Genomic DNA, 19,998 nt, shown 5'->3' with positions numbered 1-19,998 from the left:
ACGCGCGCCGTCCCGAGGCGTACCGATAGGGCATCATTTCCATGGAGGACACCATGACCGTCAATGTAGGCACAATCGACCGTATCCTGCGCGCCGCCCTGGGGGCCGTGCTGCTGTATCTTGCGTTCTTCAGCGGGCTGCCCGCGTTCGAGGCGCCGGTCTGGAAATACGGGGCCGCCGGCGTGGGCGTCGTGATGCTGATCGTGGCGGCGGTGCGGGTCTGCCCGGTCTATTCCATCCTCGGTGTCCGGACCTGCGCGCGCTGACCCATGGAGACGGCGTTTACACCGTTTGCGGCGCTGGCCGGTGGCGCGCTGATCGGGCTGGCGGCGGTGCTGCTGATGCTGGGGCTGGGGCGCATCCTGGGCGCGACCGGCATCCTGTCGGGCTTTGTATTCGCCGAAGACCGCGAGGAGCGGTCGTGGCGCGCGGCGCTGATGCTGGGCATGGTCCTGGTGCCGGGGCTGATGTTCCTGGCGACCGGGCGCTGGCCCGAGATCGAGGTTCCGGTCAGCCCGGCGATGATCGTGATCGGCGGGATCGTCGTGGGATTCGGGGCGAGCCTCGGGTCCGGCTGTACCTCGGGGCACGGGGTATGCGGGCTGTCGCGCCTGTCGCGCCGGTCCATCGTGGCGGTGCCGGTCTTCATGGGCACGGCGGCGGTCACTGTTTATGTCATCCGCCACGTGATCGGAGGCTGAGCGATGAGACTTCTGTTCGCTGTCCTGACGGGCATGGTTTTCGGAGCAGGGATCACCCTGTCGGGGATGATCAACCCGGCGAAGGTGCTGAATTTTCTCGATATCGCAGGGATTTGGGATGCGAGCCTGATCTTCGTGATGGGGGGCGCCGTGGTGGTGACCTTTGTCGGCTACCGCGTGGTCTGGCGGCGGTCCGCGCCGCTGTTCGCCGCGCGGTTCCAGCAGCCTAGCGCGAGCGGGATCGACGGCAGGCTGGTCGGCGGTTCGGCCCTCTTCGGGGTCGGATGGGGGATCGCGGGATTCTGCCCCGGTGCGGCCATTCCAGCGCTTGGCACGGGCCGCTGGGAGGTTATCCTGTTCCTGGTTACGGTTGGCGTCGGGCTGGCGCTGGCGCGGCTGGCAAAGGGACTTCCGCTGTTCCCGCGAAAGACCGAGGCGTAAAGGAGGCATGACGATGACCGAGTATCCCGTCCGGATGGACGTGCACCCGCAGGTGCAGGGCTTTTTCGACGCGGCGACCAACACGATCAGCTATATCGTGAAGGAGCCCGACAGCGACGCCTGTGCCATCGTCGACAGCGTGATGGACATAGATTACGCCGCCGGGCGGATCACCTATGACCATGCCGACGAACTGATCCGGCAGATCGAGGATCAGGGCCTGCGGCTGGAGTGGATCATCGAGACGCATGTCCATGCCGACCACCTGTCCGCCGCGCCCTATATCCAGGACAAGCTGGGCGGCAAGATCGGGATCGGATCCAAGATCATGGTGGTGCAGGACACGTTCGGCAAGGTGTTCAACGAAGGCACCGAGTTTCAGCGTGACGGGTCGCAGTTCGACGCGCTGTTCGAGGATGGCGACACCTACCGCGTGGGCGAGATGGAATGTTTCGCCATGTACACGCCCGGCCATACGCCCGCCTGCATGGTGCACGTGATGGGCGACGCGGCGTTTGTGGGGGATACGCTGTTCATGCCCGACGGCGGCTCGGCCCGGGCGGATTTTCCGGGCGGGGATGCCGGGCAGCTTTACGACAGTATTCAGAAGGTGCTGGCCCTGCCCGACGCGATGCGGCTGTTCATGTGTCACGACTATGGGCCGAATGGCAGGGATATCGCGTGGGAGACCAGCGTGGGCGACGAAAAGGCGCACAACATCCACGTTGGCGGCCGCAAGAGCCGCGAGGAGTTCGTCAAGTTCCGCACAGAGCGGGACGCAACGCTGGCCATGCCCAAGCTGATCATCCCGTCGCTGCAGGTGAACATGCGGGCGGGCAAGGTGCCGACGGACGAACACGGGAACCCGGTGCTGAAGGTGCCGTTGAACGGTTTGTAAGGCACCGCAGATTTCAAGAGCAGTCGGAGGGATCGCATGAGCGACGACATCCTGAGCAAGATATCCGCGTCGAATGGCGCGGGAAGCCCCGAGGTGATCGGGTTTTATGACGAGGATACAGGAAGTTGCCAGTATATCTGCATCTGCCCCGAGACCCGGAAGGCGGCGCTGATCGACGTGGTGCAGACGCTGGACCCGAAATCATTCTCCACCGGGTTCGCGCCGGCGCAATGGGCGCTGGACACTATCGCGGAACGCGGGCTGGAACTGGAATGGATCCTCGATACGCATCCGCATGCGGATCACCTGATGGCGAGCGCCTGGCTGAAGGAGCAGACCAGCGCGCCCACGGGGATCGGCGAGAAGGTGCGCGAGATTGCAGCGCTATGGCGGGATTATTACAACGCGCCGCACGCCTTTCCGGTCAATCCGCATTTCGACCGCTTGTTTGCCGATGGCGACAGCTTCAACATCGGCAATCTGGACGTGAAGGTGATGCTGTCGCCGGGCCATACGCTGGGGTCCGTGACCTATATCGTGGGCGACGCGATATTTGCGCATGACACGCTGATGATGCCGGACGCGGGCACGGCGCGCGCGGATTTTCCGGGCGGGACGGCGGCGGAGCTATATGACAGCATCATGCGGATCCTGGACCACCCGGAGGCGTTCCGCGTCTTCATCGGGCACGATTACGGCACCGACAGCCGCGAAGAGCCTGCCTGGGAAAGCACGGTGGGTCAGCAGAAGCGCGAGAACATCCACCTGAAGGACGGGGCGAGCAAGGCGGAGTACGTGGCCCGGCGCGAGACCCGGGATGCGACGCTGGCCCTGCCCGACCGGATGCTGGCGGCGTTGCAGGTCAACCTGCGCGGCGGGCGGTTGCCCGAGCCGGAGGAAGACGGCAGGAGCTATTTCAAGATCCCGGCGAACAGGTTCTAGCGGGACGTGCGCGTGGGTTTTCACCCACCCTACGCGGATGTCAGGGCAGAACAACCGGGAGCCGAGGCGACACGCTCCTGCCCTTTTTCATGCAATGACCGCAATCGCGCCTCAAAATGGGGCGTCTGCCGTGGCATCCGGGACGGGCTGGAGACCACGGGGTTTGGCATGGACCGCATCGTAAACCGCATTTTCCTGGCCGTGACCGCGGCCATTCTTGCCTGGACCTGGGCCGCGCCGGCGGTCTCGTTGCGGCATTTCGCGGTGCCTTTGGTGCATTACACCGGGCTGGGCCTGAGCATGTGGGCGGCGGGGGCGCTGATTCTGGTCTGCCTGGGGCTGATCGGCCAGGCCGTGCGCGGCCCGGCGCCAGTGGACCGTCTGGGGTTCGTGAAGGATTGGCTGGCGCATCAGCGGCGGGCAAGGTTTCTGAACGTGGTGGTGCCGCTGGTGGCGTTCATCGTGACGATGGCCAGTTTTACAGTGCACAAGACCGTGGTGCTGCCGGAATACGGGTTCACGTGGGATGCGGATTTCATCGCGTGGGACCGGGCGATGTTCATGGGGCATGACCCGTGGGTGTTGAGCCACGCGGTGTTCGGCAGCGCGGCGGCGACATGGTGGATCGACCAGTTCTACCACGCGTGGTTCTATCCGATGATGATCGCCTATGTGATCTGCGGGCTGATGGTGGCGGGGCCGCTGGCGCGTGCCTGTTACATCGGGACGTTCCTGATCAGCTGGTTCGTGATCGGCTGCGTGCTGGCGGGGATGTTCGCATCGGCGGGGCCGGTCTATGACGGGGCATTGTTCGAGGCGGGCCAGTTCGAGCCTTTGAAAGCCCGGCTGGCGGAACAGGCGGCGGAGGTGCCGGGGATCGCCTCGCGGGTTTTCCAGGCGGAGTTGCTGGCGGGGTACAAGGCCGGGACGATCGGGCTGGGATACGGGATCTCGGCGATGCCGTCGATGCATGTGGCGCTGGCGGCGATGTGGGCGCTGCTGTTCTTCGGGGTCAGCCGGTGGCTGGGGCTGGCGGGCGTCGCCTATACGCTCTTCATCTGGGTGGGGTCTGTGCACCTTGGGTGGCATTACGCGGTGGACGGGGTGGTGTCCTCGGCGCTGGTCGTGGCGATCTGGGGCGCCTTGCGGGCGGTGATCCTGGGGTTGGCGTCGGGCAAGGCCGTTGAGCGCGCGGTTTTGCCGGGGGTGCCGGGGGAGTAGCCGGGGGACGCGTGGGTTTTCACCCACCCTACGCGGGGACGGCGGAACCGCGTTTGATTGCGCCGGGTGGACGGCGAAACCGCGTTGGTTTCAGAGGCTGAGCTTGTCGCGCATGAAGGCGAGCGCCACGGACAGACCGTCGGGAGCGATGCCGTGGGCGGTGCCTTTCATCACGTGGGCATAGACCTCTTTCCAGCCCGCGGATTGAAGCGCCTCGGCGGCCTCGGGCAAGGATTGCGGCGGCACCACGTCGTCGGCGTCGCCATGGACCAGAAGCACCGGCGGGCGGCTGACCACCTCGTCGGCCAGGAGTTCGGGTTGCAGGAGGCGGCCCGAGAAGCCGACGATGCCGGCGATCTCGTCCTCGCGGCGCGGGGCGACATGCAGGGCCATCATCGTGCCCTGGGAAAAGCCGAAGAGCACGACTTGTTCGGGCAGCACGTCCTCGTCCACCATGAGCGCGTCGAGGAAAGCGTTGAGATCCTCGGCGGCGGCGACGAGCCCGCGATGGGCCTCTTCCTCGCTAGAGCCGTCGATCCAGGGGATCGGAAACCACTGGTAGCCGGTGGGCATCATCGGGATCGTCTCGGGCGCGTCGGGGGCGACGAAGAGCGTATCCGGCAGGTGTTCGGCCAGCGGGTCGGCCAGGCCCAGGAGGTCGGCCCCGTTGGCGCCGTAGCCGTGCAGGAAGACGACGACGGAGCGGGTCGTGCCCGAAAGAGGTTCCTTGCGGCCGGCCTGAAGTACGCGGGTCATCTGATGCCTTCCCTTTGTTTCGCCACACGGTAGTAGGCCCAGAGCTGGCGGGCTGCAACCGATCTCCATGGGCTCCAGGCGGTCGCCATGTCGCGCAGGGCGCGGTCGCGGGGGCGTTCGGGCAGGTCGTAGAGGAGGCGCGCGGCCTCTTGCAGGGCAAGGTCGCCCGGGGCGAAGACGTCGGCCCGGCCGAGCGAGAACATGGCGTAGATCTCGGCCGTCCAGGTGCCGATGCCGGGGACCTGGGTGAGCGTGGCGATGACCTCGTCGGTAGGAGCATCGCGGAGGGCCTTGAAGTTGATCCCCGCGTCCGAGAGCGCGCGGGCGTAGCGGATCTTCTGGCGGCTGAGGCCCACGGCGCGCAGGTCCTCGTCGCTGGCCCATTTGATCTTGCGCGGGCCGGTGAGGCCTGCGGTTCTCATGCGGCCCCAGATGGCGGCTGCGGAAGCGGTGGAGACCTGCTGGCTGACGATGGCCGACAGGAGCTCGGCAAAGCCGTCGGGCCGGCGGCGCAGGGGAAGCGGGCCGGTCTGGGCGAAGGCGTGTGCCATACGCGGGCAGTTGGCGGTGAGGTGCGCCACGCCTTCGGCGACGTCCGCGTGGGTTCCGATGATGCGCCCGGTCACAGCGAACGCACCCATGCAAGGGCGTCCTCGACGGTCTCGACGCGGCGGGCGTCCGGCTGGGGCGGACGGTTGATCAGCGCCACGCGGAGGCCCAGGCGGCGCGCGGCGTCGAGCTTGGTGCGGGGCGTGGGGCCGCCGGCGTTCTTGGCGACGAGCCAGTCGATGCCAAGCGATTTGAAAAGGTCGTATTCCTGGCCTTCCGAGAACGGCGGGGTGCCGGGCAGGAAGCGCCCGTTGGGAAAGGGAAACGGGGTGTCGGGGATGTTGATCTGCCGGCTGATGACGGTGCAGGACGAAAGGTTGGCGAAGCGGTGGAGCGTCTGGCGCCCGGTGGCGAGAAAGACGGTCGAACCCGGCGCGATGTGGGCGGCGGCCTCCTCCTCGCGGTCGATGAGGGTCCAGTCATCGCCCGGCCCCGGTGTCCAGGACGGGCGCAGGACCTGGCAGTAGGGCATTCCGAGGTCGGCGCAGACCCGGGCGGTGCGCTGCGAGATCCGGTCGGCGAAAGGGTGCGTGGCATCGAGAACGGCATTGATCCCGTGTTCGGAGAGGTAGGCGCGGAACGCGGCCTCGCCGCCGAACCCGCCGCTGCGGGTGGGAATGTCGAGAGGTGCGGGCGCGCGGGACGCGCCGGCGAGCGACGCGGTTGCCGCGATTCCCTCTTTGCGCAGTCGGGTGGCGATGGCCTTGGCCTCGCCCGTGCCGGCCAGGAGAAGGAGCGTCACGGGGCGGGCCTTGGGGATGGGGGAACGGGTCGTCTTGGCATGGCCGGCGGACTATAGGCGGGCAAGGCGGTCGCGCCAATGGGCCAATTTCGCATTGCGCCTTGCGCAATACGACCGATGCGAGGGGCGCTGCCCCTCGCGCTCCCCGGGATATTTTTGGCCAGAGGAAAAGCAGGGGCTGGTATTGATTTGGGGTCTTGTGGGCCTCTCGAGAGGGGTCTAGCAAGGCGGCATGACCGAGACCGCCCTGCCCCTTGAAGATGACCGCCGCGCAAAGCGCAACGTGATCGTGTTGGTGCTGGCGCAGGCCATCCTGGGGGCGCAGATGGCGATGATCTTCGTTGTCGGCGGGTTGGCCGGGCAGAGCCTTGCCAGCAACGTCTGTTTCGCCACGCTGCCGATCTCGCTGATCGTGCTGGGCTCGATGATCTCGGCCAACCCGCTGTCGATGGTGATGCAGCGGTTCGGGCGCAAGGCCGGGTTCCTGATCGGGACCATGGGGGGTGCCGCAGGGGCGGCGCTCGCGGGTTATGGCCTTTATCTGGCATCCTTTCCGGTGTACCTGGCGGGCAGTTTCCTGACCGGGATCTACATGTCGGCGCAGGGCTTTTATCGCTTCGCCGCCGCGGACACCGCGAGCGACGATTTCCGGCCCAAGGCGATTTCCTATGTGCTGGCGGGCGGACTGGCGAGCGCCATCATTGGACCGCAACTGGTGAAGGTGACGAGCCAGGCGATGGTGGTCCCGTTCCTGGGCACGTACCTGGCGGTAATCGCGATCAACCTTTTGGGCGCGCTGCTGTTCTTCTTCCTGGACATTCCGAAACCCCCGCCGCCCGCGCCGGACAGTCCCAGGGGGCGGACCCGGTGGGAATTGCTGACCACGCCGCGGATCGCGGTGGCGGTGATCTGCGCCATGGTGTCCTATGCGCTGATGAACCTGGTGATGACCTCGACACCGCTGGCGGTGGTGGGGTGCGGGTTCACCGAGGGCAACGCGGCGGACATCGTGACAGGCCACGTGCTGGCGATGTTCGCGCCCTCGTTCTTTACCGGGCATCTGATCGCGCGGTTCGGGGTGGAGCGGATCGTGGGCGCGGGCCTTGTGATCCTGGCCGCCGCCGGTGTCGTGGCGCTGCAGGGGGTGGAGATCGAGAATTTCTTCATCGCCCTGATCCTGCTGGGGCTGGGCTGGAATTTCGGCTTTATCGGAGCGACGACGATGCTGGCGGGCGCCCACGACGTGCATGAACGCGGCCGGATGCAGGGTATGAACGACCTGTTGGTCTTTGGCGGCGTGACGCTGGCCTCGCTGGCCTCGGGCGGATTGATGAACTGCTCGGGTGGCACGGCAGAGGCCGGGTGGACGGCGGTGAACCTGGCCATGGTGCCGCTTCTGACCCTGGCGGGTGGCGCGTTGATCTGGCTGGTGATGCGGCCGAAGACAGCCTGAGGCTTTTTCTTGCCGAAAATACTCCGGGGAGTTTGAGGGGCAGCGCCCCTCATTCCCCTATAGAGCGCGCCGGAGGCGCTCCGTTTACCAGCGTCCGGTCAGGGCTCGGCGCATCAGTCCGAGGCGGGAGCGGAAGGGCGGAAGGGTCAAGCGGTTTTCCGAGACGGCGGCGGGGTCGCGGCGGGCCTTTTTCAGGATCGCGTCGGTTTGCCAGAGAGCCAGCATGGCCGGACGTACTTCCGGCGCAAGGCGCGTGTGGCGGGCCTCTGCCAAATCTGTCAGCGCGTCGTCGGCCAGAGCGCGGATGGCCGCGTGCGTGCCTTCGACCAGCGGGATGCGGCCTTGGCGTTCCAGTTCCGGAACGGCGCGCAGCCAGTTGGCGACGCCCTGGGCGTAGCCTGCCTTGAGGATTGGTGCCTCGAGCGCGTCGCCAAGGGCGCGTGCGGCGGCGAGCAGCAGCAGGCCCGACGTGTTGGTGAGGTGGGCGCGGAAGACGCTCATGTCCTCGAACGGGTCGCGGTAGATGTCCCAGCGGCGGGCCTCGACCAGAGCATCCAGGCGCGCGGCCATGTCCGTTTCCAGCACCGTGGCCAAAGGCGTGGCGACCTCGTGGCGTCGGACCTCGGCGCCCGTGCGGATCTCTTCAAGCACGTCGCGCCACCATTGCAGGCGCATCTCGGCGATCATGGATTCCTGCGTGACCCACGGCGCGCGGGAAACCTCGACATTGAAGGCATAAAGCGGGAAGAGCTTTTCGCGCGCGGGCACCGGGGCGGCCATCGTGGCGGCGAAACGCTCGGGGTCGCCGCGCTGCACGAGGCCCGCGCAGGCCATGATGTCGGGATCGAGCGCCATGGCCGTCAGGTAGGCCCGAAGCCGGGGCGCGCAAGGATAAGCGCGTAGGCGATATCGCCGGGCGCCTGCCGCCAGAGGGTGATTTCGCGCAGCGCGGCGTCGAGGACTTGGGTCAATGCCGTGTCGGCACCGGGGCGCAGGGTGGCGATGCGGCCGCCGAGTTCGGCGTAATACTCCGCCCAGGCCATGCCGGTGATGAGGCGATGATCCTGCACGGTGTAGCCTGCCGCCTCGACCCGCGCGGTGATGCCGTCGAGGTCGGAGATTGCCGGGTAGTCGGCCCAGAAATCGCGGGCGGCCTGCGGTGCCTCGGGACTGAGGACGGGTTCGGAAAAGGCCACGGCGCCTTCTGTCGTGAGGGCGCGCCTCCAGAGTTTCAGCCCTTCGGTGACGCCGAGGAAATAGAGCGCGCCGGCGCACCAGATGAGGTCGTAAAACCCGCTGATCTGCGCCATGTCGCCGGTGTCGACGGTGACGTTGGTAAAGCGGGCGGTGGTCGTGCGGGCCTCTTCGACAAGGTGGGGCAGCTGGTCGATGCCTTCGATCCGCGCCCGGGGCAGCGCTTCGGCGAGTGTCACGAGGTCGGCGCCGGGGCCGCAGGCGGCGTCGAGCACATTGGGCGCGTCGGGCAGGTCAAGCTGGCTGAGGGCCCAGCGGACATCCTCGGATGTGCCGGGGCCTTGCCGGGTCATCTCGCGGTGGAGCGTCAGGAAGGCGTCGTCCACCTCTCAGGCCTCGCCGCCGTCGCGCAGGAGTTTCCAGTTTATCGCGTCGAGCAGCGCCTCGAACGACGCGTCGATTATGTTAGGCGACACGCCCACGGTGGACCAGCGCCGCCCCTGCCCGTCCTCAGAGTCGATGATGACGCGGGTCACGGCCTCGGTGCCGCCCTGGGTGATGCGCACCTTGAAGTCCACCAGCCGCATGTCGGCGATGGCGTCCTGGTAGCGACCCAAATCCTTGGCCAGGGCCTGGGACAGCGCGTTGACCGGGCCACGATCTGTGCCGGTCTCGTCCATCGACTCGCTGACCGACAGTTTCTTTTCCCCGTCGACCTTGACCACCACCACGGCCTCGGACAGCGACACCATCCTATCGTACTTGTTCTTGCGGCGCTCGACCGTGACCTTGTAGCGCTTGACCTCGAAGAACTCGGGCAGAAGGCCCAGTTCTCGGCGGGCGACCAGCTCGAAACTCGCCTGCGCCATGTCGTAGGTGTAGCCACGGTTCTCCCGGGTCTTGACCTCTTCGAGGATGCGCGGGAGCGCGGGGTTGTCCTTTTCGACCTCAAGCCCCGCCTCGGACAGGCGGTTGCGAAGATTGGACTGGCCCGCCTGGTTGGACATCGGGATGATGCGGGCGTTGCCGACGGTGGCGGGGTCGATATGTTCGTAGGTGGTCGGGTCCTTGACGATGGCGCTGGCATGAAGCCCCGCCTTGTGGGCGAAGGCGGAGGCGCCCACATAAGCGGATTGCTTCATCGGGACACGGTTGAGGATTTCGTCCAGCTGGCGCGAGGCCATGGTGATGCCTTCGAGCGCCTGCGCCGTGACGCCGGTGGCGTAGCGGCTGGCATAGGGTTCCTTGAGCAGGAGCGTGGGGATGAGCGCGGTGAGGTTGGCGTTGCCGCAGCGTTCGCCCAGACCGTTGAGCGTGCCCTGGATCTGGCGGGCGCCGGCGTCGACCGCCGCCAGACTGCCCGCGACGGCGTTTTCGGTGTCGTTATGGGTGTGGATGCCCAGCCGCTCGCCGGGGATGCCGGCGGCGATGACATCCGAGACCACGTCGGCGATGCGGTGCGGCAGCGTGCCGCCATTGGTGTCGCAGAGCACGATCCAGCGGGCGCCGGCGCCGTGCGCGGCCTTGAGGCAGTCCAGCGCATAGGCGGGATCGCGGGCGTAGCCGTCGAAGAAATGCTCGGCGTCGAAAAGCGCCTCGCGGCCCTGTTTGACGATATGGGCGATGGAGGCGGAGATGTTTTCGAGGTTTTCATCGGGGGCGATGCCCAGCGCCGTTTCGACGTGGAAGAGATCGGTCTTGCCGACGAGGCAGATCGAGGCGGTGCCGGCGTTCATCACGGCGGCCAGCACGTCGTCGTTCTCCGCGCTGCGCCCGGCCCGCTTGGTCATGCCGAAGGCGGTGAGGCGGGCGCGGGTCTCGGGCGCGGCGTCGAAGAAGGCGCTGTCGGTGGGATTGGCCCCGGGCCAGCCGCCTTCGATGTAATCGACGCCGAGCTGGTCGAGCGTGGTGGCGATGGCCTGTTTCTCGGCGGTGGAGAATTGCACGCCTTGGGTTTGTTGCCCGTCGCGCAGGGTTGTGTCGTAGAGGCTGAGGCGGGTCTTGGTCATTGGTTCGATCCCTTGGCGGGAAGGGCCGCGCCCGACCCTGGGAGGGCATGTGCGACGGGCAAGCGACGCGAGGCGGCGCAGTCAAGCCGCACATGGGTTCGGCGCGTGACGTCGGCAATGCGCCCTCCCGGGGGGAGGGTCGGGCGCGGCCCGGCCTGAGGCCGGGCGAAACAGAAGGATTGGAGGGTCATTTGAGGGCCTCCAGTTTGGCGGGGTCGAAGTCGGAGTTCGGCTCAACGGAAGTACCATTTGCGGACGTTTTCACTTCAAAGCCAGCTTCTTGCAAAACCTTTCTAATACGATCTGCTTCTTCGTAGTTCTTCTCAGCCCTAGCAGCGTCTAGCCTTTCAGCCAACTCTGAGGCTAGATCATAAGCTTCGACATGGTCGTTCACTAAGTCTTCCATCGTATGAAGACCCGCCGCCCAGTCACCCATTTCATTTCGCAACAAGCCCAGCAAAACACCGACAGCTTTCAGTTTAGAAAATTCACCTTCGTTGGCCATGCGGTGAAGAGCAGTTATAACACCGGGCGTATTCAAATCATCAGCGAGTAGCGCCAACACGTCCTCAGGTACTTCGCTTGGTTCGACCTCTCGCGTCTGTGATCGCCAGTTCTTAATCGTCTTCTTCGCCTCGCGCGCCTTCTCGGCCGTCCAGTCCATCGGCTTGCGGTAATGCGTGGAGAGGAACACGAAGCGGATCACCTCGCCGGGAATGCCCTGATCGAGCAAGTCCTTCACAGTGAAGAAATTGCCCAGGCTCTTGGACATCTTCTTGCCCTCGACCTGCAGCATCTCGTTGTGCAGCCAGAAGTTGGCGAATGTCCCCTCGGGGTGGGCGCAGCAGCTTTGGGCGATCTCGTTCTCGTGGTGCGGAAACATCAGGTCGTTGCCGCCGCCGTGGATGTCGAAGCTTTCTCCGAGCAACTCATAGGCCATGGCCGAGCATTCGATATGCCAGCCGGGACGACCCCGGCCCCACGGGCTGTCCCAGCCGGGTTGAGTCTCATCGGACGGCTTCCAGAGGACGAAATCCATCGGGTCTTCCTTGTAGGGCGCGACCTCGACCCGGGCGCCTGCCACCATGTCGTCGACCGAACGGCCCGAGAGCTTGCCGTAGTCCTGGTAAGAGCGGACGCGGAATAGGACGTGGCCCTCGACGGCGTAGGCGTGGCCGTCGGCGATGAGCTTTTCGATCATCGCGACCATCTGCGGAATGTACTGCGTGGCGCGGGGCATCTGATCGGGTTCCAGCGCGCCGAGGCTGCCCATGTCGTCAAGGAACCATTGGGTGGTTTCGGCGGTGATGTCGGAGATATCCCGCCCGGTCTCGTCGGCGCGCGCATTGATCTTGTCGTCCACGTCGGTGAAGTTCCGCACGTAGGTTACCTTGCCCCAGCCCTTCTCTTTCGCCACATGCCGCAAGAGCCGGTAGAGCACGTCAAAGACCACCACGGGCCGCGCGTTACCCAGATGGGCGCGGTCATAGACGGTGGGGCCGCAGACATACATGCGCACATCGTCCTTGTTCAGAGGCTCGAACACCTCTTTCTTCCGGGTGCGGGTGTTGTGGAGTTTTATAGTTGTCATGGCGTCCTCGCGCGCGTGGTCCCGCGGCGGGCTTAGCAACTAACATTCAAGGATGGAATAGAAGACCGGCCCGCCTGACGATGTCAGCGGGTAATGCAGCAAATGGTGATGGGTGCAACGGTCATGGGGGCGACCATAAAAGGCCGCCCCCGCCCGGTCAAGCGCATCCCGCACAGGGTGCCCGCCGGGGGACCACTGGCGCCGGGGAAAGCTGCGCGCGGATGGTCAGGGCAATGCCGATGGCGATCACCGCCGCCCCGGCCCAGGTGAGCGGGGCATAGACCTCGCCCAGCAGCACCGTGCCGGCGGCCAGCCCCACGGCGGCGGCGACATAGCCGATCTGGCTGAGCAGGACCGGGCCGCCCGCGCGTTGCAGGGCGAAATAGGCCGGGAAGGTCAGGCCCGCGATCAGCATCTGTGGCAGGACGAGATGCGGCACGGCGTGAAGAGGCTCGAGCGGCACCGTGCCGGTCAGCGCGATCTGAAAGGTGGCGAGCGCCATGAGCGCGAAGATATGGCTCCACGCCGCCAGGGCGGCGGGGTGTGCGCCCTCGGGCCAGTCGAGGGTGCGATAGACATTGCCGATGGCCAGGATCGCCGGCAGCGCGAAGGCCAGGACCGCCCAGCCGAGGGCCCCTGCCCCACTCGCCTCGCCCCGCGTCAGCGCCACCAGCGCCGCGCCCGCAAGGCCCAAACCGATGCCGATGATCCCCAGCCGGGGCGGCGTGGCAAGGCCTGCCAGCGCCGTCACCGCCAGCGTCGCCACCGGCGAGAGGGCGAACATCAGCCCGGCATAGCCCGCGCCGACATGCGGGATCACCCAAAACAGAAGCGCGTTGACCGCGGCAAAGCTGAGTGCGCCGGATATGGCTGCATAGCGCAGCATCCGCCCCCGGGGCAGCACGAAGCGCCGCTGCACGACCAGCACCGGGATCAGCACGCCGGCGGCCCCGGCAGAGATCACCATGGCCCAGACCAGCGGCGGCACCCCGGCGCCGGACGCCAGCTTGCCCAGCGGCAGGCCGGCGCCCAGCAGCGCGCCGGTATAGAGCAGGAGGCCGATGGCGCGGGGGGTGTGGGCGGTGTCAGTCATAGGCCACCACCTCGAACTCGATCCCGTCGGGGCCGTCGAAATAGAACCGCCGCCCCGGTTCATAGTCGGCGTGGTTGTGGGGCGTGTAGCCGGCGGCCTTGACCTTCGCCTCGGTTCCCGCGAGGTCGTCCACCGTGACGCCCACATGGTTCAGGCCGCCGATCCGGCCATAGGTCTCGCCTGTCGGCTGAAGGTCCTTGTCGGGCGCGTAGAGCGCGAGATAGCTATCGTCGTCGCCGACATGAACGGTGAAGCCGTTGTCCTTGGCCGCGCCCTGCCAGCGGACGTGCCAGCAGAAGAGATCGCACAGGATCGCGGCGCTGGCGCGGGGGTCGGGGACGGTGATGTTGACGTGTTCGAGTTTCATGTCGGCTCCTTATGCAACCTTGATTCCGTTGTGAAATCAGCGTAATCCTTCAAGTTAACTTGAAGCCAAGAGGGAAAATTCTCATGCCCGTCAGACCCTTGCCGGATCGCGGCCTGACGATCGGCTATGTCGCCGAGCGCACGGGCCTCGCGCCGTCGGCCATCCGGTACTACGAGGACGAGGGGCTGGTGCGCCCGGATCGCAACGACGCGGGGCACCGGCGCTATGCGCGGTCGGACATCAGGCGGCTGAGCTTCGTGATGATCTCGCAGGGGCTCGGCTTCAGCCTGCCCGAGATCCGCGCGGCGCTGGCCGAGCTGCCCGAGCACCGCACGCCGGGCAAGGCGGACTGGGCGCGGATCTCGCGCCGGTTCGGGGCGGTGCTGGACGAACGGATCGCGCAGATGCAGGCGCTGAGGGCGCGGCTGGACGGGTGCATCGGCTGCGGCTGCCTGTCGCTGAAGACCTGCGCGCTTTACAACCCGAAGGACAAGGCGCGGGTGCGCGGCCCGGGGCCGCGCTACGTGATGGGGGACCGCTCGGACGAGATCTGAGAGGGCTGGCCACCTGCTTGACTTCGCGAAGGGTGCCGGGCCATGTGGCGGCGACCGAGCGAAGGAGGCTGGCATGGCATTGTCGAAGCGGATCACGGGGCTGACGGGCGGCGGATCGGACGGCTGGGACGTCTATTACAAGGCCAAGGACATGATGGACGCGGGCGAGGATGTCGCCATGCTGACCATCGGCGAGCACGATATCGGCACCGATGACAGGATCCTGGACGCGATGCATGCCGCCACGAAGGCGGGGCATGTGGGCTATTCCATGTTCAACGGCAACCTGAACCTGCGCGAAACGGTGGCCGAGCGGGTGACCGCGCGGACGGGCGTGGCGACCACGCCGGACAACGTCTTGGTCGTGCCGGGCGGCCAGGCGGGGCTCTTCGCGGCGCATCACGCGGCCTGTGACGAGGGTGACCGGGCGCTTTACATCGACCCGTTCTATGCCACCTACCCCGGCACGATCCGGGCCGTGGGCGCGAAGGATGCGGCGGTGGCCGCGCGGCCCGAGCGGATGTTCCAGCCCGATCCGGCGGATATCGCGGCAGCGGCGGCGGAGGGCGCGAAGAGCCTGCTGATCAACACGCCCAACAATCCCACCGGCGCGGTCTATGGCCGCGAGACGCTGGAGGGGATCGCACGGGTCTGCCAAGAGCATGACATGTGGCTGATCTCGGACGAAGTCTATGACACGCAGCTGTGGGAGGGCGATCACCTGAGCCCCCGGATGCTGGACGGGATGGCCGACCGCACGCTGGTGATCGGGTCGCTGTCGAAAAGCCATGCGATGACCGGCAGCCGCATCGGCTGGGTCGTGGGGCCGGAGGACGCAATTTTGCATATGGGCAACCTGTCGACCCACACGACCTATGGCGTGGCGGGGTTCGTGCAGGAGGCGGCCTGCTATGCGCTTGGCAAGGGAGCGGATTTCGAGGCAGAGGTGGCGGCCCCTTTCCGGCGGCGGCGCGACCTGATGCTGGGGCTGCTGGAGGGCCAGGACGTGGTCCGCCCGATCCCGGCGCAGGGGGCGATGTTCGTGATGCTGGACGTGCGGGCGACCGGGCTGTCGGGCGAGGACTTTGCGCTGCGCCTGCTGGACCGCCACAAGGTGGCGGTGATGCCGGGCGAGAGCTTTGGTATGGCCGCGGCGGGGCATGTGCGCGTGGCACTGACGGTGGCGGACGACCGGCTGCGCGAGGCGCTGGCGCGTCTTGTGGAGATGGCGTCGGACCTGGCGGGCGTGGCGGCCTGAGACTGTGAGAGGTCCCGGGTCAGGCCCGGGACGGGTGCTCTGCGGGACCGGCGAAGCTGTTCTGGGGAACAGCGGGCATCGGCGTTTGCGCGCGGCCCCCTGCGACCGCCGGTCGCGTCGAAACCCTTGGCGGGCCGCACAAATCCACCCTGTGACTTGGTTCAACCGGAGGAAACACATGTTCAAGGGTCTGGGACTTTCGATGGCGATCATTCTGGGCGGCATGGTCGGGCTGCCTGCCGCGATCCTCGCGGCGCTGTAGGCCGCATCATCCTGCGTCATCGAGGCCCGCGACAGGCGCGCGGGCCTTTTTCATGTTCGCTGCCCTGCGGCGTAAGATTCTGTCGTTTTTGGACCATGCGTCGCTTTCGGGACAGATCGGACGCGAGGCTGCCGCCTTAAATCGACCAATGGGCCCGGCGGTGCGGTCACGTGCGTGCGGGTTGGCGATGGAGGCCGCGCATGGCGCAGCGCTGCAAGATAGTTCTGAAGGTCCGCACCATCGGGGCGGAACGCGGGCGGGCCGCGCGGGGGCGGCCGGGACGGGGCTGAGACACGACCTCCCCTTCCCTTTTCCCGCGATCCAAGGACCCAAGATATGAACAACCTATCCCCTCGCCGTACCGGAGGCCGTGCCGCGCGCCGTGCCAGCCGGGCGGCCCCGCTCGACACCATGATCCGCCCGGTCCGCGCCGGGCTGGAGGGCGGCACGCTGAAAGTGCTGAGCGACGCGCAGATTGCGCGCATCCACGACACCGCGCTCGATGCGCTGGAACGCATCGGTCTGTCGGGCGCGCCGCCGAGCGGCATCGCCTATCTGACCGCCGCCGGGGCCATCCAGGGCGACGACGGGCGCATTCGCTTTCCCCGGGCGCTGGTGGAGGAGACCATCGCGCGGGCCAACCGCGAGATCACACTATACAGCCGCGACGGGCTGAACGACCTGCACCTGGGCGGGTCCCGGGTGCATTACGGCACCGCGGGGGCTGCGGTGAACATGGTGGACGTGGACGGGCGCAATTACCGCGAAAGCACGGTGCAGGACCTGCACGATGCGGCGCGGATCGTCGATGTGCTGGACAACGTGCATTTCTGTCAGCGGCCCATGGTGGCGCGGGACATTCCCGACAACATGGAGATGGAACTGAACACCGTCTATGCCTGCTGCACGGGCACGACGAAGCATGTGGGCACGTCCTTTACCGAGCCGCATCACGTCGCCCCGGCGATGGAGATGCTTTACATGATCGCGGGCGGTGAGGATGAGTTTCGCGCGCGGCCTTTCGTCAGCAATTCCAATTGCTTCGTTGTTCCGCCGATGCGGTTCGCGACCGAAAGCTGCGAGGTGATGGAGCGCTGCATCGAAGGCGGGATGCCGGTGCTGCTGCTCTCGGCGGGCATGGCCGGGGCCACCGCGCCTTCGACCATAGCGGGGGCGATCATGCAGGCCACGGCGGAATGCCTGGCCGGGCTGGTCTATGTCAACGCGGTGAAGCCGGGGCATCCCTGTATTTTCGGCACCTGGCCCTTCGGGCTGGACCTGCGCACGGGCGCGATGTCGATCGGGTCGGGCGAGCAGGCGCTGCTGAGCGCGGGCTGCGCGCAGATGCACCAGTTCTATGGCGTGCCCGGCGGAGCGGCGGGCGGAGCCTCGGACAGCAAGCTGCCCGACATGCAGGCCGGGTGGGAGCAGATGTGCTCGAACGTGATGGCGGGGCTTGCGGGCGTGAACATGGTCTACGAGGCGGCGGGGATGCACGCGTCCCTGCTGGGGTTCTGTCACGAAAGCCTGATCCTGGGCGATGACCTGATCGGCCAGGCGCTGCGCTGTGTGCGCGGGATCGAGGTGGATGACGAGACGCTGGCGCTCGACCAGATGGAAGCGGTTTGTGTGGGCGGGCCGGGGCATTACTTGGGCACCGAGGCGACGCTGGCGCGGATGCAGCGGGATCATTGTTATCCCAATCTGGGGGACAGGTCCTCGCCCAAGGAGTGGGTGGAAAAGGGCAAGCCGGACCTGGTGGAGAAGGCCGTGGCGCGGAAGGAGGAGATCCTGGCGCAGCGATCGGCCGCGCGGCTGAACCCCTTGCTGGATGTGGAGATTCGCAAGCGGTTCGCGATACATTTGAAAGCGTAGAGGCCGCGCGATGGCCAGACCGCGGGATGGCGATCTTGCGGTTCTTAAGCGCACTTTATGGCGGCTGTTTCCGCGAGACTTCTGATCGGAGTGCACACATAACACAATCGCCAGCTCGGGGGGCGGTCTGGCGATCGCGCGGCGGCGCGCAAGGCGCGCCTCGATTCCGCGCGTTTTTTTGAGCGAGTGTTTACTTCAAGTTTTGACGGCAGGAGGTCCCGGGTCTGGCCCGGGACGGGTGATCGGGGTGGCGAGGTCGCGCGCATGTCAAAGACACGACGTCATCCCGGACCTGATCCGGGATCTCTTATTGCGGGAGATCCTCGGCTCAGGCCCGAGGATGAGGCGGCAAGGGAAGGCGCATGAAGGCCCTAAAGCCGCGACAGGATCGTGTCGGTGTCGACCGCGCCGATGGCGCCGGTGGTGCGGCCGCGCTCGCCCGCGAGCCGCGTGGCCACGTAGGCCTCGGCCACCGCGGGGGGCGCGTGGCGGATGAGGACGGAGGCCGTGAGCAGCGTGGCGAGGCTTTCGACATACCAGCGGGCCTGCGCCTCGTCCGGCAGGCGGGGAAAGCGGGTGATGTGGCCGTTGAGCGCCGCGTCATAGCGCCAGTATTGACCGGCCACCGCCCCCAGCTCGCGGCTGAGGACCTCGCCCGACAAAGGCACCTTGCGCAGGGTGCGCAGGATATCGAGGCAGATCACGTTGCCCGACCCTTCCCAGATCGAGTTGAGTGGCGCCTCGCGGTAGAGAAGCGGAAGGCCTGAGTCCTCGACATAGCCCATGCCGCCCAGCACCTCCATCGCCTCGTAGACGAGGTTGGGACAGAGCTTGTTGCCCATGTACTTGGCCAGCGCCACGGCGACGCGGGAAAACGCGCGGGCCGCGTCGGTGTCGCGGTCGAAATGCGCCGCCACGAACATCCCCAGCGCCAGCGTGCCCTCCCAGTCGAGCGCGAGGTCCGCCAGCACCGACCGCATCAGGGGCTGGTCGATCAGCGTTTTCTGGAAGGCCGTGCGATGGCGGGCCCAATGGGCGGCATGGGACAGCGCGGCGCGCATCAGGCCCGCCGGCGCCATGGCGGTGTCGAGGCGGGTGTGGTGCACCATCTCGACGATGGTTTTCACGCCCTCCCCTTCCTCTCCCAAACGGTGGGCCACGGCGTCGGCATATTCGATTTCGGCGGACGCGTTGGCGCGGTTGCCCAGCTTGTCCTTGAGCCGCTGGATGTGGATCGTGTTGCGCCGCCCCTCCAGCCAGCGGGGCACGAGGAAGCAGGTCAGGCCTCCGGGTGCCTGCGCGAGCGTCAGGAAACCGTCGGACATGGGCGCAGAACAGAACCACTTGTGGCCGCGCAGCACGTAGGCGTCGCCATCGGGCGCGGCGCGGGTGGTGTTGGCGCGCACGTCAGAGCCGCCCTGTTTTTCCGTCATGGCCATGCCCAGCGTCGCGCCGGGCTTGCGCGCCAGCGTCTTGGGCGCGGGATCGTAGGCGCGGCTGAGCAGCTTGGGCACCCATGCGTCAAAGAGCCCGCTATCTGCCTGAAGCGCCGGCACGGCGGCGTAGGTCATGGTCATGGGGCAGCACACGCCGGGTTCGACCTGGCTGGTCAGATAGACCATCGCGGCATGGGTTGCGTGGCCGCCCGCCGCGCCCTCCCAGGCGATGGCGGCATAGCCCGCGCCGATGCCGGTGCGCATGAGGTCGTGATAGGCGGGATGAAACCGGACCTCGTCCAGCCTGCGCCCGCCTGTGTCGAAGAGCACCAGTTCCGGCGGAGTGCGATTGGCGGCCCGGCCCGCCTCGGCCATGGCGGCGGTGCCGATGGTTTCGCCGTAGGCGGCAAGATGCGCGATGTCGGCCCCCGCCGCTCCGGCATGGTCCGCCAGGGCCGGATCGGTGGCGAAAAGATCCACGTCGCCACGGGCCGCGGGCTGGTTCGTCACGTCATGGGTGAGCAGCGCGGCGTCGGGGGGCAATTGTGGCATGAATGACTCTCCTCAAGGACGAGTAGTAGCCTTTAAGCGCTTTG

At 66.9% G+C, this 19,998-nt stretch carries 20 protein-coding genes; 10 read left to right on the top strand and 10 right to left on the bottom strand.

What is annotated here, in order from left to right:
* Nucleotides 1-53: 53 nt before the first annotated feature.
* From ACQY4V_RS05720 to ACQY4V_RS05695, 6 genes are all read left to right on the top strand, one after another.
* Nucleotides 54-266, top strand: a complete 213-nt coding sequence (locus tag ACQY4V_RS05720; RefSeq protein WP_428515914.1) for a YgaP family membrane protein — start codon at nt 54-56, stop codon at nt 264-266.
* A 3-nt stretch (nt 267-269) separates the two neighbouring features.
* Nucleotides 270-701 carry a YeeE/YedE family protein gene (locus ACQY4V_RS05715; RefSeq protein WP_428515913.1) on the top strand — a complete coding sequence of 144 codons (432 nt, stop codon included), beginning with the start codon at nt 270-272 and terminating at the stop codon, nt 699-701.
* 3 nt (nt 702-704) lie between these two features.
* Nucleotides 705-1,142: a DUF6691 family protein gene (locus ACQY4V_RS05710; protein WP_428515912.1), complete on the top strand. Its 438-nt coding sequence runs from the start codon at nt 705-707 to the stop codon at nt 1,140-1,142.
* A 13-nt stretch (nt 1,143-1,155) separates the two neighbouring features.
* On the top strand, nt 1,156-2,040 hold the full coding sequence (locus tag ACQY4V_RS05705; RefSeq protein ID WP_428515911.1) for an MBL fold metallo-hydrolase: 885 nt from the start codon (nt 1,156-1,158) through the stop codon (nt 2,038-2,040).
* Nucleotides 2,041-2,076: 36 nt separating this feature from the next.
* Nucleotides 2,077-2,982: an MBL fold metallo-hydrolase gene (locus ACQY4V_RS05700; protein WP_428515910.1), complete on the top strand. Its 906-nt coding sequence runs from the start codon at nt 2,077-2,079 to the stop codon at nt 2,980-2,982.
* Nucleotides 2,983-3,150: 168 nt separating this feature from the next.
* Nucleotides 3,151-4,203, top strand: coding sequence for a phosphatase PAP2 family protein (locus ACQY4V_RS05695; RefSeq protein WP_428515909.1), 1,053 nt, complete (start codon nt 3,151-3,153; stop codon nt 4,201-4,203).
* Between the two features lie 90 nt (nt 4,204-4,293).
* On the opposite strand, the gene ACQY4V_RS05690 is transcribed toward ACQY4V_RS05695, so the two are convergent.
* From ACQY4V_RS05690 to ACQY4V_RS05680, 3 genes are read right to left on the bottom strand one after another with little or no spacing between them, the layout of a single operon-like run.
* Complete coding sequence (locus ACQY4V_RS05690; RefSeq protein ID WP_428515908.1) at nt 4,294-4,959, bottom strand: alpha/beta hydrolase; 666 nt, start codon at nt 4,957-4,959, stop codon at nt 4,294-4,296.
* Entirely contained in the window at nt 4,956-5,600 is a 645-nt protein-coding gene (locus ACQY4V_RS05685; RefSeq protein ID WP_428515907.1) for a DNA-3-methyladenine glycosylase family protein, read from the bottom strand. Before ACQY4V_RS05685 ends, ACQY4V_RS05690 begins: the two co-directional genes overlap by 4 nt.
* The gene (locus tag ACQY4V_RS05680) at nt 5,582-6,310 is read right to left on the bottom strand and encodes a cobalt-precorrin-6A reductase (RefSeq protein ID WP_428515906.1); all 729 of its coding nucleotides are present in this window, start codon (nt 6,308-6,310) and stop codon (nt 5,582-5,584) included. Before ACQY4V_RS05680 ends, ACQY4V_RS05685 begins: the two co-directional genes overlap by 19 nt.
* A gap of 232 nt (nt 6,311-6,542) precedes the next feature.
* Here ACQY4V_RS05680 and ACQY4V_RS05675 point away from each other — a divergent pair, with 232 nt between their 5' ends.
* Entirely contained in the window at nt 6,543-7,763 is a 1,221-nt protein-coding gene (locus tag ACQY4V_RS05675; RefSeq protein WP_428515905.1) for an MFS transporter, read from the top strand.
* A gap of 84 nt (nt 7,764-7,847) precedes the next feature.
* On the opposite strand, the gene ACQY4V_RS05670 is transcribed toward ACQY4V_RS05675, so the two are convergent.
* The 6 genes from ACQY4V_RS05670 to ACQY4V_RS05645 form a co-directional block, all read right to left on the bottom strand.
* Nucleotides 7,848-8,618 carry a squalene/phytoene synthase family protein gene (locus ACQY4V_RS05670; RefSeq protein ID WP_428515904.1) on the bottom strand — a complete coding sequence of 257 codons (771 nt, stop codon included), beginning with the start codon at nt 8,616-8,618 and terminating at the stop codon, nt 7,848-7,850.
* A gap of 5 nt (nt 8,619-8,623) precedes the next feature.
* Nucleotides 8,624-9,343, bottom strand: coding sequence for a class I SAM-dependent methyltransferase (locus ACQY4V_RS05665; RefSeq protein WP_428515903.1), 720 nt, complete (start codon nt 9,341-9,343; stop codon nt 8,624-8,626).
* A gap of 3 nt (nt 9,344-9,346) precedes the next feature.
* Nucleotides 9,347-10,966 carry a citramalate synthase gene (gene cimA / locus ACQY4V_RS05660; RefSeq protein WP_428515902.1) on the bottom strand — a complete coding sequence of 540 codons (1,620 nt, stop codon included), beginning with the start codon at nt 10,964-10,966 and terminating at the stop codon, nt 9,347-9,349.
* A gap of 187 nt (nt 10,967-11,153) precedes the next feature.
* Nucleotides 11,154-12,557 (bottom strand): cysteine--tRNA ligase, encoded by a 1,404-nt coding sequence (cysS, locus tag ACQY4V_RS05655; protein WP_428515901.1) that lies wholly within the window; start codon nt 12,555-12,557, stop codon nt 11,154-11,156.
* A 157-nt stretch (nt 12,558-12,714) separates the two neighbouring features.
* Nucleotides 12,715-13,650 carry an EamA family transporter gene (locus ACQY4V_RS05650; RefSeq protein ID WP_428515900.1) on the bottom strand — a complete coding sequence of 312 codons (936 nt, stop codon included), beginning with the start codon at nt 13,648-13,650 and terminating at the stop codon, nt 12,715-12,717.
* On the bottom strand, nt 13,643-14,017 hold the full coding sequence (locus ACQY4V_RS05645; RefSeq protein ID WP_428515899.1) for a VOC family protein: 375 nt from the start codon (nt 14,015-14,017) through the stop codon (nt 13,643-13,645). Before ACQY4V_RS05645 ends, ACQY4V_RS05650 begins: the two co-directional genes overlap by 8 nt.
* 83 nt (nt 14,018-14,100) lie before the next feature.
* Between ACQY4V_RS05645 and soxR the strand changes: the two genes are divergently transcribed.
* The 3 genes from soxR (at nt 14,101) to ACQY4V_RS05630 (ending at nt 17,966) form a co-directional block, all read left to right on the top strand.
* Nucleotides 14,101-14,571, top strand: coding sequence for a redox-sensitive transcriptional activator SoxR (gene soxR / locus ACQY4V_RS05640; protein WP_222449937.1), 471 nt, complete (start codon nt 14,101-14,103; stop codon nt 14,569-14,571).
* A 73-nt stretch (nt 14,572-14,644) separates the two neighbouring features.
* Nucleotides 14,645-15,829 (top strand): pyridoxal phosphate-dependent aminotransferase, encoded by a 1,185-nt coding sequence (locus ACQY4V_RS05635; RefSeq protein WP_428515898.1) that lies wholly within the window; start codon nt 14,645-14,647, stop codon nt 15,827-15,829.
* A gap of 598 nt (nt 15,830-16,427) precedes the next feature.
* Nucleotides 16,428-17,966 (top strand): trimethylamine methyltransferase family protein, encoded by a 1,539-nt coding sequence (locus tag ACQY4V_RS05630; protein ID WP_428515897.1) that lies wholly within the window; start codon nt 16,428-16,430, stop codon nt 17,964-17,966.
* Between the two features lie 371 nt (nt 17,967-18,337).
* Here the strand turns inward: ACQY4V_RS05630 and ACQY4V_RS05625 are convergent, their stop codons facing one another.
* Nucleotides 18,338-19,954, bottom strand: a complete 1,617-nt coding sequence (locus ACQY4V_RS05625; RefSeq protein ID WP_428515896.1) for an acyl-CoA dehydrogenase family protein — start codon at nt 19,952-19,954, stop codon at nt 18,338-18,340.
* Nucleotides 19,955-19,998 lie beyond the last annotated feature (44 nt).

Source organism: Roseovarius sp. (genome assembly GCF_965277045.1).
Classification (GTDB): Bacteria; Pseudomonadota; Alphaproteobacteria; order Rhodobacterales; family Rhodobacteraceae; genus Roseovarius.
Note: the sequence above shows the minus strand (reverse complement) of the source record. Positions and strands in the feature narration are given on the sequence as shown.